This is a genomic window from Pedobacter jeongneungensis (genome assembly GCF_039538295.1).
Taxonomy (GTDB): Bacteria; Bacteroidota; Bacteroidia; order Sphingobacteriales; family Sphingobacteriaceae; genus Pedobacter; species Pedobacter jeongneungensis.
Genome location: NZ_BAABBY010000010.1, coordinates 63,103 through 80,135 on the forward strand (window position 1 = coordinate 63,103; position 17,033 = coordinate 80,135).

The following is a 17,033-nucleotide window of genomic DNA, read 5'->3' on the forward strand; positions in this document are numbered from 1 at the left end:
AGGTGTTAAAGTTTGTTAACGATGAAAAAAAATAATAAATGCACCGGATTTTAACAAAAATAAAAGCCGTGCTAACGATTGCCGGATCAATCAAACGTTTGTTTGGTAAATATGTTGTTAAAATTGCCTTTTTAGGTCAGAAAAGACTTTTTTTTATAACTTTGGACGTAAAATCAACCATATAAAAAGGCCATGTACAAAACATTACAACCAGTTCTTCAAAAAGAACTTGAAGAAATCGAAAACGCTGGATTATTTAAACGCGAAAGGATCATTATTACACCTCAGGGTGCCGACATTAAAGTTAGTGGTGGTACTGAAGTAACCAACTTTTGCGCAAATAACTATTTAGGACTATCTTCTCACCCAAAAGTGATTGAGGCAGCTAAAAAAGCAATCGACGATCATGGCTATGGAATGTCTTCAGTGCGCTTTATCTGTGGAACTCAGGATGTACATAAAGAACTGGAAGCGAAAATCTCTAAATTTTTAGGTACGGAAGATACCATTTTATATGCAGCTGCATTTGATGCCAACGGAGGTGTTTTCGAACCCCTGTTCAATGCTGAAGATGCGATTATTTCAGATGAATTAAACCATGCATCTATTATAGACGGTGTGCGTTTATGTAAAGCACAACGTTTCCGTTATAAAAATGCAGATATGGAAGACCTGGAAAAACAGTTGATTGCTGCAAAAGATTGCCGTCACCGCATTATCGTTACCGACGGTGCTTTCTCTATGGATGGCTCTGTTGCTCCACTGGATAAAATTGCCGATCTGGCCGATAAATATGAAGCTTTGATCATGATTGATGAATCACACTGTACCGGTTTTATCGGTAAAAACGGTCGTGGAACACACGAACATTTTAACGTGATAGATCGTATCGATATTATTACCGGTACTTTAGGTAAAGCTTTAGGCGGTGCATCTGGTGGTTTTACTTCCGGAAAGAAAGAAATTATAGATATGTTGCGTCAGCGTTCACGTCCATATTTGTTCTCTAATACCCTCGCTCCGGCTATTGCAGGTGCATCAATCGCAGTATTGGATATGTTGAGCGAAACCACATCATTAAGGGATAAGTTAGAAAGCAATACCAAATATTTCCGCGAAAAAATGACGGCAGCCGGTTTTGATATCAAGCCAGGTTTTCACCCGATTGTGCCGGTAATGTTATATGATGCTAAAATTGCACAACAATTTGCCGCTAAAATGTTAGAAGAAGGTATTTATGTAATTGGTTTCTTTTATCCGGTAGTGCCTCAGGGTAAAGCAAGGATCCGCGTACAGTTATCTGCCGGGCACGAGCAACATCACTTAGATAAAGCAATCGCCGCATTTACCAAAGTAGGTAAAGAATTAGGTGTAATTAAATAATATTCAAAATAAAAAGGCCCGTAAATTTATTTACGGGCCTTTTTTGTATAATAATTTTTAATCTATAGCATTACGCTATCGCACCAGGTTAAAAATATTCCCATCCAAATAAGTGCTCACTTTACCGTTTTCGGCAGGTGCTTCCTTATCATCAATGGTTAATTTTTCTACCTTGCTTTTTGTGCTGTTCATTTGCAGCTTCAGTTCATAAGGCACATTATCTCCCAGTTTAAGGAAAAGAGTATTATCTTTATTATTGGATACAGCTACAATTTCTTCTGAATATACCTGTGAAAATTTAAACTGATCGGAACCGTATGAAAATGGCGGACGTATAAAAAAGTTAATCTGTTTAGTGTTCCCGTTTGCTTCTTTATAATACAATTGTATCTTGTCTTTAGTAAATGCGCCAGTATTTTTAGTATCCAGTAAATCCTGATCTGCGGCATTTTTTATAACTAAACTCAAATAGGGGTAATTAATCGGAGAGCAGGCACATAGCCCACCCGAGTCGGTTATTTTTTTACAGCCAAAATTCACGATAAAGATCGCCACAAATGCAATTAGAAATTTTCTCATAGGTTTTATATGGTTTTTTCACATAAACGCGAAAAAGCCTTACTCCGCTACAAATCTGTTAAAATAACCTGAAAAATCTTAACAGGTGTGTTTATCAACGATCGGATTACTTTAACAGTTCTTCAGTTTTTGTTAATGCCAGTTCATTTTCTTGTAATAAATGCATTTCAGGAATGCTTTTGAACCCGGCACACCTAAAACTTTAATAAAATTTCCTGTATATTTGAAGCCATGTTACAGGACAAAATAACACAATATACCGAAAAAATTAATGCTTTCGTAACTGAAAAAGCAGACGAGTTGGAGCAATTCCGCATTAAATATTTAGGAAGCAAAGGCATTATTAAAGAGATTTTCGACGAATTTAAATCAGTTTCTGTTGAAGAAAAAAGATCGTTAGGTAAGGTTTTAAACGAATTTAAGCAACTTGCCGAATCAAAATATCAGATTTTAAAAGAATCTACCGAAAGCACAGATACCAAAAGTGAAAATTCAGAACTGGATTTAACTTTACCTGGCGAAGGTTTCGAGATTGGTTCACGCCATCCTCTGGCTTTAGTGCGCAGGGAAATTGTAGAGATTTTTGCCAAACTTGGTTTTACGGTGGCAGAAGGTCCTGAAATTGAAGACGACTGGCACAATTTCTCGGCGTTGAACTTCCCTGAGGAACATCCGGCAAGAGATATGCAGGATACTTTCTTCATTAAAAAAGGAGGCGAAAAAGGTGATATTGCGCTACGTACACATACTTCATCGGTACAGGTGAGGATGATGGAGCAGGGGCAACCGCCATTCAGGGCAATTATGCCGGGCCGTGTTTACCGCAATGAAGCCATTTCGGCAAGGGCGCACTGCTTTTTCCACCAGGTAGAAGGTTTGTATGTTGATGAAAATGTTTCATTTGCTGATTTAAAGCAAACATTATTTTATTTTGTTCAGGAGTTGTACGGAGAAGGTACCAAAGTACGTTTCCGTCCGTCATATTTCCCTTTTACAGAGCCATCTGCAGAAATGGATATTTCTTGTACCATTTGTAAAGGTGCGGGCTGCCAGCTTTGTAAATACAGTGGCTGGGTTGAAATTTTGGGCTGTGGTATGGTAGATCCCAATGTCTTGGAAAACTGTGGCATCGACTCTAAAAAATACAGCGGTTTTGCATTTGGAATGGGGATTGAGCGTATTGCCAACCTGAAATATGTGATTAAAGATCTGCGTTTATTCTCTGAAAATGATGCGCGTTTCTTAAAGCAGTTTAAATCGGCATTAATTTAATGATGAAATATTTATACAGTATATTATTTGTTCTGGTACTGGGCACAGGTTGCGGTAAAGAAGATGGTTACATTCCGGATGTACCGGTAAATTATAATGTTACTTTAACCGAATTTAGTATTAAAGCGGTAAATAATGTGCTGGTAGTGCCTAACAATGGTGTTGGTGGGTTGCTGATCGTAAAAACGCCACTTGGCACTTATGTAGCTTTTGATCGTTGCAGCACAGTAAATCCTGAGAAAATTTGTAAAGTAGCACCTGATGATAGCGGGGTAACCGCAACAGATCCTTGTTCTGGCGCAAAATTTTCTTTGTTGGATGGAAGTCCTCAAAAAGCACCTGCCGAAAAAAACTTAAAAGCGTACAACATTTCGTTGCAGGGCAACACACTATTACACGTAAGCAATTAAAATGGAAGCTGAAAAAATAAAAGAAACAGTAAAAAAGGCTGCCAAAGAATTATTTAGAAAATACGGTTATCATAAAACCAGCGTAAACGAAATTGCAAAAAAGGCACGTATTGCCAAAGCAACGATTTATAAATATTTTGAAAGCAAAGAGCAGGTATTAGACAGTATCCTGATGGATTACCTGGATCAGAACCTGCATGAGATTTTAAATAATAAGGTAAGTTACGCATCAGAAGAAGAGCATTTAAAAGCCCTGGTGATGAAAACCAGCCGTTTATCATTTACGGCCTGTAACGAATTTATCGGTTGGGATTTTGTACGCGAAAACGCCAACTCACAAGAATTTTTAAAACATTTATCAGATCAGTTAGAAGCATTGTTATTGGCTGCTTACCTGCAATTGGATAACTTTAAGAATAACCCTGCCAGAAGAGAAGGACTGGCTTTTCTACTAAAAGCAAGTAAAAGCATTGTATTCTCGTTTGCATTTACCTCGGTAAGTGATTCGGATGTACGTAAAAACTTTGTAAGCTTTCAGAAAGAGATATTACCATTTTTGGTAAAAGCGGCACTTTAAATAAAAATTCGTCATCCCGACTGAAGCGTCCCGAATATTCGGGAGAGAGATCTATCTCGAGATAGATTTTGCTTTGCAGAACACTTTATGGTTCTCGGCTGCGTTGCACTCCGCTCGAAATGACGGTAATCAGTCTTGTGCATCTGAGCTAAAATAACCTGGGCTATTGATTATAATAATCTTTCATCTTAAATTTTTGCACGGTTCTTTTCATTTTGCCATCAACGAGTTTTTGGGTAATTACCGTAACATAATCGGCAATGCTCGAATCTTCAATTACCGACGAATCTTCGTATAATGCATTTTTACTACTGTATTTGTAATTGATCGTTTTATCAAAGCAACATCCGTCTTTTTGATGGGTAGAAACCTGCTTAAGTTTTTTATCTACATCAATCATGCCGAGGTTTTCGCTGGCCAGTTTGGTCAGTTCAGTGTTTAATAAAAACTTGTTTTCGGCTGCGGCTAAGTACACATCATAAGATGGACTCATGTAGGCACCTTTATTGCCATTTCTGATGGCAATATCTTCAATTCCGTCGAAATTAAAATCGCCGAAAATTAAAGGCGTTTGGTATTTTCCGAGTTCAAGCCAGCCGAGTTTTGCATTCTGGGTTTCTGTTAAGCCGAATTCCAGATCATCTGAATGAAAAGTATCGATTTCCCGATCGTTTATTTTATCGTAGAGTATAACAGTAGCTTTTCCATCACAAGTTCCGTTTTCGCACTTATCTACAATAATTTTAGCCTTATATTGATTAGAACTGTTATTGGCGAGGAATTTAAACTGCGCTTTTGAAGTATTGGCAATCAATAAGATACTGCAAAAGATGATCAAATTTTTCATTAAATATTTTTCGGTAAAATTACGTCATTATCAAACCGCAAAAAGTTAAAAAAGGTTAACGTTTCCTTTTACGCGTTTGGATATAGCTTTTTACTGCAGATTTTGTGGTTAACCAATCCCTGCCTTCTTTGTAGGCATCTATTTTGCCCTGCCTCGCCAGTAAACTTACATACTCTTGCCCATAAGGCACATCTGGCTCCGAAACAATATGCGATATGGGTTCGTAATCGCCATAAGTGCTATTGGGTAGCGCATTTAAATAGATATTTAACGAGCGTTCTACGGCCTGAAGCATAAGCAGGCAGAGCTTATGGTATTTACCTTTGTTAGCTTGATTAAGTGCCTCATAATACTTTTTTCTGTCGTTTTTGAGAATGATAGCAGGAGGGAAGCCCCTGCGCATGAGTAAAAGATTCATGGCAAGCCTTACCGTACGGCCGTTTCCATCGAAAAAAGGATGGATCCATACCAGTTTATGGTGAAAAATGGTTACAATACAATATCATTTAACCCTAACGGATTATCATTCACAAATGTGATCAGTTGATCCAGCAGATCGGAAACCTTACTGGCATTTGGCGGTGTGAAATTTGCACCAACAATGCGCACGCCGCCATTTCTTAAACGGCCGGCGTAATCGTCTTCTATGCTCCGCAAAACCAAGCCATGTAATGATAAAATGTCGATGCTCCTTAGTGTATATTTATGATTTACCAGCGTATAAAGGTAATCGATTGCTTTTTCGTGGTTAAAGGCTTCGAAGTGTTCTCTTAACGATTTGCCTTTAACGGTAATGCCTTCCTGTAAAACCATCTGGGTTTCTTTTAGGCTTAGGGTGTTTCCTTCTATGCTGTTGGAATTGTACGTCCATTCGAGGGTAAGGTCTTCTTTGATGCGGTGTAGGGCGCTATTAGGCAAGGGCCTAGAGTTTTCTAACTTGGTCTTTTTATCGTACAACCTACCTATTTGTTGTTGTAACTCTTCTAAATCGCTTAAATCAAAATCCCACATACCCAAATGTACAAATTATCGGATGGATATAAAAATTTACTTATCCGATGTTAAATTTTTCTCCAAAAAAAAAGATAACCAAACGGTTATCTTTTTAAAATTTCTTTATGATGTTGGTTATTCCCACTTAAATACCTTCACGGCTACGGCATAAATACCGATTCCCCATAATAAAAGGATCATAATCTGGAATTTAACATCCCATAAACCCACACCTTCGAAAGCGACCTTACGCATGGCGTCGTTTAAATAGGTGAGGGGTAAAGCCCTGCTGATGGGTTGCAGCCAGCTTGGAAAGGCTTCTATGGAGAAAAATGTACCCGATAATAAGAACTGTGGTAAAGTAACAATGTTGGATATTGGCGGTACCATACTCTCGTTTTTGGCAATGCCCGAAATAATAAACCCGAAGCCCATAAAAACAATAATACCCATTGTAGCCAGTATGAGCATATTGACGACGGTGGCTGCCCCGTGCACGAGTGTAAAGCCAAAAAATAAGTGACCAATTAAAATGATGAATAATGCGCCGATTAAAGCAAAGCCGATACGGGCAATGCCTTCGCCAATTACGATGCTCGAACGCCTTACTGGCGTAGCGAAAAAGCGTTTAATTACCAATGTCTGGCGAAGACTTAGGAAAACAAAAGCGGTTCCGAAAACGCCTGTGCTCAAAAGGGAGAAACCCAGTTGTCCGGGTAGAATAAAATCAATGGTTTTATATTCGCGACCGGTAATGGTACTTTCTTTTATCTCAGCTACCGTTGGTTTTAAGGTTTTATCGTAAAATATATTGTTTAAAACCGATTTTAAAATGCCGCCTTTATCCCTTGATGCTGATGTATAGACCACATTAACCGAATAAGCGGCAGAATTTACCTTTCTGTGTACATCGATCATGGCATCAACATTGCCTTTTTCCAACAATTTATCGAAATCGGCTTTCGATTTATCCTTAACCAAACGGATCATGCCGGTTTTTTCAAGCATGCCCATAACCGGGTTATTTACATCAGAACCTGGTGTTACCCCAACATCGATATGCGTTCCGCCGCCACCCAAAAAGCCAAACACCAAGATAAAGATTAGCGGGAAAGCAAGTGTAAATACCACCGCCGAAGGGCTCCGCATAATCGACCGGAAACTCGCTTTGGCAAGGGCAAGGGTAGCTTTAATGTTGCTATAGCCCCCTACCCCTAAATGGGAGCTTGGATTTTGATCTTGTATATCTTTTTGCATATTAATTCTGCTAGATTATGTTTTGAACTGTATGTTGAAATTTGATATAAATTTTCCCCTTTAGGGAGCTAGGGGGTTACTCACGCCATTCTTGCCCTGTCAGGTTGATGAAGACATCTTCCAGATTGGCTTTTTTAACCTCTTTTTTACGCTCAAAACCACTGTTTATCAATTTATCAATCAGGTTATCCGGCGTGTCCAGGGCGATGATCTGTCCGCGCTCTACAAAAGCAACGCGATCGCAAAGTTGTTCGGCTTCATCCATATAGTGGGTGGTAATTACCACTGTTGTGCCTGCATCGCGGATTTCGGTAATCAGGTCCCAAAGATTTCTGCGGGCCTGCGGATCCAAACCTGTAGTAGGCTCATCAAGGAAAATAATCTTGGGTTGGTTAATCAGGGTAGTGGCGATAGAAAAACGTTGTTTTTGTCCGCCAGAAAGTGCCTTGTATTTAGCTTTGGCTTTGTCCTGAAGGTTTACTTTCTCCAGCATTTCCATCGGTTTAATGTTGGCGCCATATAAACCTGCAAAAAGTTCAATCAGTTCAATCAGGTTCAGGTTGGGGTAATAGCCAGCGGCCTGTAACTGCACACCGATAATCTGTTTAATATTGTGCGCCTGTTTATCTACCGAAAAGCCATCAACAATAATTTCACCTGAGGTTTTGTCGCGTAAAGTTTCGATAATTTCAAGCGTTGTGGTTTTTCCGGCGCCATTTGGACCAAGCAAACCAAAAATCTCATTTTCATAAACTTCAAAACTAAGGCCCTGAACGGCCACAAAATCATCGTACTTTTTTACCAGGTTATTTACGCTGATAATGGCTTTCTTTGTTTCCATACTGCGAATGTAAGGAGCTTTAAATGAATTGAAAATGAATTATTACCCGGATTGCTGAAAATGTCGGTAAAATGATGTTTTAAGCAGGCGAAAATAGCTTATAAAAGAAATCTGCGGATTGTTGGCCGGTTTTGCCGCAAATCCGCAGATCTATTTTGTTGATTAGTTTATTGGGTTAACTGGTTAATCGTTTAAATTGGTTAACTGTTCTGCCCCGCAAAACTCCTAACTTCGTCACTGGTCATTAGTTTTTAACCTTTAGTCTTTAATCCTAAACCTTCCGCCTTCCAGCCATCTGCCTACCTTTGGTCTTTAGTCTTTAAGCTTTGGTCTTTTAAGGCCTACCAAACTAAATCGCCTTTCATTACCTCAACAAAATCGTCGAATAAGTAACGCGAATCGTGTGGGCCCGGAGAAGATTCAGGGTGATATTGAACCGAAAATGCTTTTTTACCTTTAACACGGATACCTTCGATCGATTTATCGTTCAGGTTAACGTGTGTAATTTCCACTTTATCAGAGTTTCTTACCTCATCAGGAATTACCCCGAAACCATGATTCTGTGAAGTAACTTCGCAATGGTTTTTAATGATATTTTTAACGGGGTGGTTTAATCCGCGGTGACCGTTAAACATTTTCATGGTTCCGATACCGTTAGCTTCGGCCAATAACTGGTGACCTAAGCAGATACCGAACAATGGTTTGTCTTCTGCAAGGATATCTTTTATGGTTTCTACCGCATAAGGCATTACCGATGGATCACCAGGACCGTTAGAAATGAAATAACCATCCGGACTGAATTTTTCCATTTCGGCGAAAGTAGTTTTAGCCGGGAAAACCTGCACGTAGATATCGCGGTTTTCGAAACTGCGCAAAATGTTTTTCTTGATCCCCAAATCTAAAGCAGCAACTTTTAAGCTTGCTTCAGGGTTGCCATAAAAATAAGGTTCTGTTGTACTTACTTTTGATGAAAGTTCTAAGCCTTCCATCGAAGGTACATCAGCCAGTTTTTGTTTTAATTCCTCTAAATCCGTGATCTCAGAAGAAATAATGGCGTTCATTGCGCCTTTATCCCTGATGTGGCGAACCAGTGCACGGGTATCGATATCGGAAATGGCAACTAAATTGTCGTTCTGGAAATAATCCTGGATAGATTCTGTTGCTTCTTTACGGCTATAAATAATGTTGTAATTTTTGCAGACTAAACCAGCAATTTTGATCGAACCTGATTCGATTTCATCTTTATGGATACCATAATTACCAATATGCGCATTGGTGGTAACCATTATCTGTCCAAAATAACTTGGATCGGTAAAAATTTCCTGGTAACCTGTCATCCCGGTATTAAAACAAATTTCGCCGGTAGTAGTGCCAATTTTTCCGGCCGCTTTGCCGTAAAAAACTGTGCCATCGGCCAGTAATAAAATCGCAGGTAACTTGGTGTAGTTAGTCATGGTAATTACAATATGGATTTTGATTTAAAAAAGAGTTGAAAAAAGAATGGCTTTCGGCATTAAAGCCGTATTTGCAGGATGCAAAAAAAGATGAATATATCCCTTCCATTTCGGGGTACAAAGATATGGTTTAAGATTGGAAATGTAAAGAGAAAAATGAAATAAGGTTTGGCAGAAAGACTAAAGCCAAAAGCAGAAAGACCAAAGCCGAAAGAAACGAAACCCCGATTACATTAAAAATGATTTTAGTCTGAGATTGCTTTGGTCTTTTACCTTTGGTCTTTCGGCTTAATTAAAGAAAAAACAATACTTTTGGCAACACAAAACAAATCCCATGTCGGTACATAAAGAAATTAAGCGCATCACCACACACATTTTGCAGGAAATGAAACAGCGTGGTGAAAAAATATCCATGCTAACGGCCTACGATTATTCAATGGCAACCATTTTGGATGATGCAGGTTTAGACGTTTTACTGGTTGGCGATTCTGCTTCAAATGTAATGGCTGGTCACGAAACGACTTTGCCAATTACCCTCGATCAGATGATTTACCATGCTGCTTCTGTAATCAGGGCAGTTAAACGTGCTTTTGTGGTAGTTGATTTACCTTTTGGTTCTTACCAGGGAAATTCAAAAGAAGCTTTGAACTCTGCCATCAGGATCATGAAAGAATCGGGTGCGCATGGTGTTAAATTAGAAGGTGGCGAAGAGATTATTGAATCGGTTCAGCGCATTATAACTGCTGGTATCCCTGTGATGGGGCATTTGGGCCTAACACCTCAATCTATTTATAAATTCGGAACCTATACTGTTCGTGCGAAGGAAGAAGAGGAAGCAAATAAATTAAAAACTGATGTACTTGCCTTGCAGGCAGCAGGTTGCTTTGCAATAGTTCTGGAGAAAATCCCGGCAGCTTTGGGTAAAGAAGTTACAGAAAGTTTGCATATTCCCACCATCGGTATTGGCGCAGGCCAGGCATGCGACGGACAGGTTTTGGTGGTAAATGATATGATCGGGCTAACCAAAGGATTTAAACCGCGCTTTTTACGTCAATACATTAACTTGTACGACGAAATTTTAGGTGCGGCACAATCTTACATCCGCGATGTGAAGGGAAATGATTTTCCGAATGAAAAAGAACAGTATTAACCCCAAACCCCTAAAGGGGCCTTTATTAGATGAGGTTAATATTTAAAAGAATAAATCAATATATCATTAAAATTAAGTCCCCCTTTAGGGGCGGAGGGGTTAAATGCCAATTACCGATAACGACATCCTTTTTGAAGATAATCATTTAATCGCCATTAATAAAAGGGCGGGTGATATTGTGCAGGTTGATGAAACAGGGGATGAACCTTTGGATGAGCAGGTAAAAAAATATATCGCTAAAAAATATAATAAGCCTAATGGTGCCTTTTTAGGGGTGGTACACCGTTTAGACAGGCCTGTTAGTGGCGTGATCTTATTCGCCAAAACCAGTAAGGCTTTAGAACGGATGAATGCTGTTTTTAAAAACCGCGAGGTAAAGAAAACTTATTGGGCTGTGGTAAAGAACAAACCTGAAAAAGAATCGGCTACTTTAATCCACTGGCTGGTTAAAAACCCACAGAAAAACGTGGTTTCTTATTATAATACCGAAGTTACCGGAAGTCAGCGGGCAGAGTTATCTTATAAAGTAAAGGCTAAAGTGGGCGATTATTACCTTTTGGAAGTAGATCCTTTAACAGGCCGTTCGCATCAGATCAGGGTTCAGCTTTCATCAATGGGCTGTCCGATTATGGGAGATAATAAATACGGTTATCCACGGGGAAGCAGAAAAGGTAGCATCTGTTTGCATGCCCGCCGGTTGCAGTTTATACATCCTGTTAAAAAGGAACCTGTAAATATTTTTGCCAAATTGCCTGTTGATGGTTTTTGGGAACGATTTGAGGATTTATAAAAAACTGCACATTAGATTCCGGTTACAATATTTGAGTTATTGACCGGATTTTTTATGATTTGGCAAAATATTTAGTCATCTTCGGACTAAACTCATTACCTCTGAATAAAATATAAAACTATGAAAAACACCATCTTATCGATTGCAGCAGTTGGCTTATTGGCCACTACATTAGTTTCTTGCGACAGTACTACAAAAACAGAAACAACCAAAGATTCGAGCAATATTGCTGTAAATGGCGATACGGTTACTAAGGTAACCACCACTACTACCGAAACTGTTAAAACCGAAGTTCCAACTTTCTCAAGCGAAGAAGTAAATAAAGGCCTGGCTGAGTACAGCAAACTAAAAGATGAATATGTTGCTGCTGTAAAAAGCAAAAATGCAACAGAAATTAAAGCCATCAGCGATAAATATACCGCCTGGGCAAATCAGGCAACAGGCTGGGCTGCTAAGTTAGAGCCTGATGAAATACAAAAGTATTCTGATTATGTGCTGAAGCTAAGCGAAGAGTGGACACAGGCAGCGAAGGATGCGGTAGGGAAATAAAAAAATCGTCATCTCGACTGAAGCATAGCGAAGTCGAGAAATTTATCTGTGTTTTCCGTGAATCCCTGGCAAAAACTAAAGTGCTATCGATTTGCTAACAAAATTAGACCGTGGATTACAAATCCACAATTCGAAGGTCGGGATTGCAAATCCCGACCAACTTATAAAATTATTTACAATCAATTTTACCAAAAGCCAGCGATCCATCAAACTTCAGTTTGCTTAAATCTTTGTATTTGGTTTCGCCTTTAATTTCCTGCACATCACCGAAACCTTCCACTAACTGATCACCTTTTTTTAAGAATGCAACTTCCCTCACTGAGGTTTGCCCTTCTGATTGGAAGGTATAATTTGCGATAATGGTGTCGCCTTTAACTACTCCGGCAATTGTACCTGCATTTTTATCTTTCTCGTATAAATTATAGCCTAAGGTACCTGTTACCTTATTATCGCTGTTTTTAAGCGATAGCGTAGCGGTATCCCGGTTTTTAATGTATTGATAACATTGAACCGAATCTGGTGCAGTTTCTGCATTGGTTACAATGGTAGAATCTATTTTGGCCTGGGTCTTTTTTGCGGTACCGCCCTGGCAGGCAGCTATAAATAAAGCAGCTACGCTTAATACTGGGATGATGTTTTTCATTTTCTTATGGGGTTGTTAGCTTTTGTTAAGCAAAGGGCCTGCCAAAAAGAATTTGTTGTAACCTCACAGTACCGTTATTTCTAGCGAAGCCGATAAATTCTTCCGTGTTTTCCGTGAATCCGTGGCAAAAACTAATGTGCTATCGGTATGCTAATAAAATTAGACTGTGGATTACAAATCCACAATTCGAAGGTCGGGATTGCAAATACCGACCAACTTAGGGCATCTTTTCGCATGATAGACTCTGAAATAAATTCAGGGTGACGATCACATTAAGGAAATGAACTCATACTAACCGAATAGCCCATTAACCAGAAAGCCCCGTACGTACGGGGCTAACTTAACAATTAAACAAAAAAGATTTTTACCAAACGTAAGTACCTACCGCGCCTTTATCCAGGCTACTGGCTACGGTTTTACCGTTGTATTTAATATTGAATGCTGTTTCTGTACTGTTGTTATTGCACACAATCAATACATTTTTGCCATCAGGGGTTTTAAAAGCCACATTCTGGAGGTTATTTGTAATGTTTGAAGCAATGCGTACCGAACCTGGTTTTACAAATTTAGATGCATGTGCAATGACATAATAAGCCACATTTCTGCTTACTGCCGGGGCAATGGTGATGGCACCTAAACAAGTGGTACAGCCACCTTTATCGGTATGTGGATTATAGTTCGGATCGGCAGCTAAATTCCACTCTAAAACATTACGGCTCCAGTTACGGGTTGCGCCAACAATTAAAGTAGATACATGCCATTTTAAATCTTCGGCAAAATTGCCCGGTCCACCAACCCATTGTTCGGTGAAATACACATTACGGTCGGGGTGGGCGTTGTGTACCTGCGTAAGTGCAGTAATGGGGCCGGCATATAAGTGAAATGCAGAACCATCAACATATTTCTTCGCATCAGCATCGTTTAAAATGGTGATCGGATATTCGGGTTTATCAGCATTATGATCGTAAACAATAATTTTTGTTTTAATGCCGCTGCTCTGAAATATCGGGCCTAAAGCAGTTTTGATAAAATCAGCCTGATCTAAAGCTGTCATATACATACTTGGGTTGTTGCCCGGATGCAAGGGCTCGTTTTGTGGTGTGATGGCATCAATTACAATACCTTCGGCTTTCATGGCCTGAATGTATTTAACCAAGTATTTGGCATAAGTTTGGTAATACTCTGGTTTTAAACTTCCACCGATGAAACTTTTATTGGTTTTCATCCAGGTAGGGGCTGTCCATGGTGAGCCTAAAATTTTAATTGAAGGATTAATGGCTACGATCTTTTTTAATACGGGGATTAAATCTGCCTGTTCTTTAGCAATAGAGAATTTGGCTAAATTATCATCTGTTTCTCCATCAGCCAGGTCGTTATAGGTAAAAGGATATGCACTTAAATCAGATCCGCCAATACTGATCCTGAGGTAACTTACGGCAATGGCATCATCAGTGCCTGCAAATAACTCGTTTAATAGTTTATCCTGTGCCGCAGCAGGTAAAGCATTAATCAAACTTGCACTACCGCCTGTTAAAGTATAACCAAAACCATCAATGCTCTGGAAAGTGGTGGCCGGATCTACCTCAATAGTAGGATTGTTGTTGGTTGTGCTTGAAAAATTTAAGGCAACGTTCTGCTTCTTTAACAATTGCGACTGATCGCCTTTGGTTAGCCAGAAAGTTACATCGGTTTTAACGGGTTCGTTAGACGTTGGTGGTGATGTATCGCCTCCGCTTGCCTTCGGACTTTTGCTGCAGGCACAGGCAACAATCAAGATGGCCAGTGCAGTGCCCAGGTTGTAAACAGGTTTCATAATTATGGTTTTGGTTAGAGATTTCAGGGTATTTCGCATAGTATAAAATTGGTGAGATATTTAAAAGCATTGCCTATACTTTTTGGGTATAAGCAATGCACCTGTAAAAACAGGATTGGTTTAATTTGTGTAATTAAAGTTTATTTTCTGGTCGCCGATCTGGATTCTGAATTCTCCAGCTTCGGTTACTTTTTTGCCCTCTACGTTTACAACGGCAATATCTTCGGGTTTTAAAGTGAAGGTAACTGTTTTACTTTCACCTGCTTTTAGGTCGATTTTTTCAAAACCCCTTAAACGCTTTACATCCGGAGTAATTACACTTGCAACAAGATCGGAAGTGAAAAGCAGTACACTTTCTTTGCCGGCCCGGTTTCCGGTATTGCTCACTTCAACAGAAATGCTTAAGCTTTCACCAGCTTTTAGGGTATTGCTGCTTAATTTAAGGTTACTGTATTTGAAAGTGGTATAACTTAAACCCTGACCGAAAACATATTGCGGGTTATAATCCGAATCGTAATTATAAACACCTTCTACGGTTTCACGTGCCTCTGATGGTTTGTGGTAATAGGTAAATAAGGCATTTGGGAATTGTGGATAAGTATAAGGCAATTTACCTGATGGATTTACATCGCCGAATAAAATATCAACCAGCGCATCAGCACCGTAATTTCCCGGAAGGTAGGTTTGAACCACAGCACTCATGTTTTTTTCGAACTTGCTGATAATCCTCGGACGGCCTTCGTTCAATACCAAAATAACAGGTTTTCCGGTTGCGGCAATCTTTTTGGCCAGTTCGGTTTGCAGGTCAGAAAGATAAAGATCGCTCAAATTACCCGGCGATTCTGTATAAGTATTTTCGCCCAGGCACAATACCACTGCATCTGCATCTTTGGCGGCAGCAATGGTTTCGTCTATTTTATCGGCAAAATCTTCGAAATATTTGCCGTCCATTTTATAGCTCACGCCAGGAAGGTATTTAATGTTATTGGCACCGTTTTTATGTTGCAAAGCTTCTAAAATGGTATTATAATCTTTTGCAAATTCTTCTACTTTTTCACCCTGCCAGCTATACGTCCATGCGCCGTTTAACGTACGCATCGAGTTTGCATTTGGTCCGGTAACCAATAATTTTATGCCTTTTTTTAAGGGAAGGATGTTATTGGTGTTTTTTAATAAAGTGATCGATTCGGCTGCAGTATTGTAAGCAGCAGTCTGAAATTCTTTACTGGCAAATTTTGGGTAATCTTTAGGGTTGGTGGTTGGTTTTTCGAATAAACCGGTTACAAATTTTACCAGTAAAATCCGGCGTACCGCATCGTCGATCCTTTCCTGTTTCACTTTTCCTTCTTTAACCAGTGCAACCAGGTTATCGCAAAATACTTCGTAGTTATAAGCAATCATGCTCATGTCTATTCCCGCATTAATGGCCAGCATAATCGCTTCTTTATCGTCTTTAGCAATATGGTCTCTTTTAAAAAGATTTTCGATGTCGCCCCAGTCGGTAACCACCAAGCCTTTAAAGCCCAGTTCTTCTTTTAATAATTTGGTAACGATATTGTAGTTGGAGTGAACCGGAATGCCATTGATAATACCCGAATTGATCATCACCGTGTGTGCGCCAGCCTCTACAGCAGCTTTAAACTGTGGCAAATGGTATTCTCTTAAAGCCTGGTCGGAAATAAAAGAAGGCGTTCTGTCTTTTCCGGTGGTTGGGGTTTGGTAGCCTAAAAAGTGTTTTAATGAGGTTGCTACTTTATAAGGATTGGCTACGTTATTATCTTCTCCTTCGTAACCTTTAACTGCTGCTTTCCCCAATTCGGTAACCACGTAAGGATCTTCTCCAAAACTTTCCCACTGGCGTGGAAAACGCGGATCGGCGCCTAGATCCAGAATAGGAGCAAAGTTCCATGGAATAGAACTGGCACGGGTTTCGTAAGCCGTGATTGAAGCGCCGTTTTTAACCAGACTTCGGTTAAAGGTTGCTGCCTGACCAATCTGTTGCGGGAACATGGTTGCACCGGCGGTATAAGTTGCACCGTGTACTTCATCAACACCATAAATTACAGGGATTTTATTTTTACCTTTTTTAATGGCCACATCCTGGATTTCACTGATAATTTTATACCAAACCTGTGGCGTGCGTGCCCTGTTGTTGGAAGTATTTAATACCGAACCCACATGGTATTGAATTAAAGCTTTATCCATTGCGGCTTTATCGAGCGTAAAAGGCTCATCACTTTCGAAACGGCTTTTCCCGGTTCCGATTACATCAAGGGTAATCTGTGCCATCTGGCCCACTTTTTCCTCGAGGGTCATTTTGCTTAATAAAGCCTCAATTTTGGCCTGGTTTGTATTTTTGATCTGGGCCTGGGCGCTGAAAAGACTTCCCATTGCCAGGAGTGAGAGCAAGGTTTTTTTTAACATCATAGAAATTAAGTTATAAAGCAAAGGCGACCGTAGCCGCCTCTGTTTTTT

At 39.7% G+C, this 17,033-nt stretch carries 17 protein-coding genes; 7 read left to right on the top strand and 10 right to left on the bottom strand.

What is annotated here, in order from left to right; all coding sequences use genetic code 11:
* Positions 1-192 precede the first annotated feature (192 nt).
* Positions 193-1,383, top strand: a complete 1,191-nt coding sequence (kbl, locus tag ABD769_RS19390; RefSeq protein WP_344853013.1) for a glycine C-acetyltransferase — start codon at positions 193-195, stop codon at positions 1,381-1,383.
* A 75-nt stretch (positions 1,384-1,458) separates the two neighbouring features.
* Here kbl and ABD769_RS19395 read toward each other — a convergent pair whose 3' ends face one another.
* Positions 1,459-1,962 (bottom strand): hypothetical protein, encoded by a 504-nt coding sequence (locus ABD769_RS19395; protein WP_344853014.1) that lies wholly within the window; start codon positions 1,960-1,962, stop codon positions 1,459-1,461.
* 231 nt (positions 1,963-2,193) lie between these two features.
* On the opposite strand from ABD769_RS19395, the gene pheS reads away from it, so the two are divergent.
* Genes pheS through ABD769_RS19410 form a run of 3 tightly spaced genes read left to right on the top strand, consistent with a single transcriptional unit; the run spans position 2,194 to position 4,221 of the window.
* Positions 2,194-3,234 (top strand): phenylalanine--tRNA ligase subunit alpha, encoded by a 1,041-nt coding sequence (gene pheS, locus ABD769_RS19400; RefSeq protein WP_344853015.1) that lies wholly within the window; start codon positions 2,194-2,196, stop codon positions 3,232-3,234.
* Positions 3,234-3,644 (top strand): Rieske (2Fe-2S) protein, encoded by a 411-nt coding sequence (locus ABD769_RS19405; RefSeq protein WP_344853016.1) that lies wholly within the window; start codon positions 3,234-3,236, stop codon positions 3,642-3,644. Before pheS ends, ABD769_RS19405 begins: the two co-directional genes overlap by 1 nt.
* A gap of 1 nt (position 3,645) precedes the next feature.
* Positions 3,646-4,221, top strand: coding sequence for a TetR/AcrR family transcriptional regulator (locus ABD769_RS19410; RefSeq protein ID WP_025145723.1), 576 nt, complete (start codon positions 3,646-3,648; stop codon positions 4,219-4,221).
* Positions 4,222-4,384: 163 nt separating this feature from the next.
* Here the strand turns inward: ABD769_RS19410 and ABD769_RS19415 are convergent, their stop codons facing one another.
* The 6 genes from ABD769_RS19415 to carA form a co-directional block, all read right to left on the bottom strand.
* Entirely contained in the window at positions 4,385-5,068 is a 684-nt protein-coding gene (locus ABD769_RS19415) for an XAC2610-related protein (protein WP_344853017.1), read from the bottom strand.
* Between the two features lie 55 nt (positions 5,069-5,123).
* The gene (locus ABD769_RS19420) at positions 5,124-5,564 is read right to left on the bottom strand and encodes a Fic family protein (protein ID WP_344853121.1); all 441 of its coding nucleotides are present in this window, start codon (positions 5,562-5,564) and stop codon (positions 5,124-5,126) included.
* A complete protein-coding gene (locus ABD769_RS19425) occupies positions 5,558-5,986 on the bottom strand; it encodes a Fic family protein (protein ID WP_344853018.1) in 429 nt (142 codons plus the stop codon). The genes ABD769_RS19420 and ABD769_RS19425 overlap by 7 nt, the downstream gene beginning before the upstream one ends.
* Positions 5,987-6,196: 210 nt before the next feature.
* Positions 6,197-7,318, bottom strand: a complete 1,122-nt coding sequence (locus tag ABD769_RS19430) for an ABC transporter permease (RefSeq protein ID WP_344853019.1) — start codon at positions 7,316-7,318, stop codon at positions 6,197-6,199.
* Between the two features lie 76 nt (positions 7,319-7,394).
* A complete protein-coding gene (locus ABD769_RS19435) occupies positions 7,395-8,159 on the bottom strand; it encodes an ABC transporter ATP-binding protein (protein WP_344853020.1) in 765 nt (254 codons plus the stop codon).
* 341 nt (positions 8,160-8,500) lie between these two features.
* Positions 8,501-9,613, bottom strand: coding sequence for a glutamine-hydrolyzing carbamoyl-phosphate synthase small subunit (gene carA / locus ABD769_RS19440; protein WP_344853021.1), 1,113 nt, complete (start codon positions 9,611-9,613; stop codon positions 8,501-8,503).
* 334 nt (positions 9,614-9,947) lie between these two features.
* On the opposite strand from carA, the gene panB reads away from it, so the two are divergent.
* From panB to ABD769_RS19455, 3 genes are all read left to right on the top strand, one after another.
* Positions 9,948-10,763, top strand: coding sequence for a 3-methyl-2-oxobutanoate hydroxymethyltransferase (panB, locus tag ABD769_RS19445; RefSeq protein WP_344853022.1), 816 nt, complete (start codon positions 9,948-9,950; stop codon positions 10,761-10,763).
* Between the two features lie 103 nt (positions 10,764-10,866).
* Positions 10,867-11,553, top strand: a complete 687-nt coding sequence (locus tag ABD769_RS19450; protein WP_108198402.1) for an RluA family pseudouridine synthase — start codon at positions 10,867-10,869, stop codon at positions 11,551-11,553.
* A 120-nt stretch (positions 11,554-11,673) separates the two neighbouring features.
* A complete protein-coding gene (locus tag ABD769_RS19455; protein WP_344853023.1) occupies positions 11,674-12,102 on the top strand; it encodes a hypothetical protein in 429 nt (142 codons plus the stop codon).
* A 169-nt stretch (positions 12,103-12,271) separates the two neighbouring features.
* Here ABD769_RS19455 and ABD769_RS19460 read toward each other — a convergent pair whose 3' ends face one another.
* The 3 genes from ABD769_RS19460 to ABD769_RS19470 all read right to left on the bottom strand — a co-directional run bounded on the left by ABD769_RS19460 (position 12,272) and on the right by ABD769_RS19470 (position 16,985).
* Positions 12,272-12,745 carry a hypothetical protein gene (locus tag ABD769_RS19460; RefSeq protein ID WP_344853024.1) on the bottom strand — a complete coding sequence of 158 codons (474 nt, stop codon included), beginning with the start codon at positions 12,743-12,745 and terminating at the stop codon, positions 12,272-12,274.
* 364 nt (positions 12,746-13,109) lie between these two features.
* A complete protein-coding gene (locus ABD769_RS19465) occupies positions 13,110-14,558 on the bottom strand; it encodes a glycoside hydrolase family 30 protein (protein WP_344853025.1) in 1,449 nt (482 codons plus the stop codon).
* A 120-nt stretch (positions 14,559-14,678) separates the two neighbouring features.
* The gene (locus tag ABD769_RS19470) at positions 14,679-16,985 is read right to left on the bottom strand and encodes a glycoside hydrolase family 3 N-terminal domain-containing protein (protein ID WP_344853026.1); all 2,307 of its coding nucleotides are present in this window, start codon (positions 16,983-16,985) and stop codon (positions 14,679-14,681) included.
* Positions 16,986-17,033 lie beyond the last annotated feature (48 nt).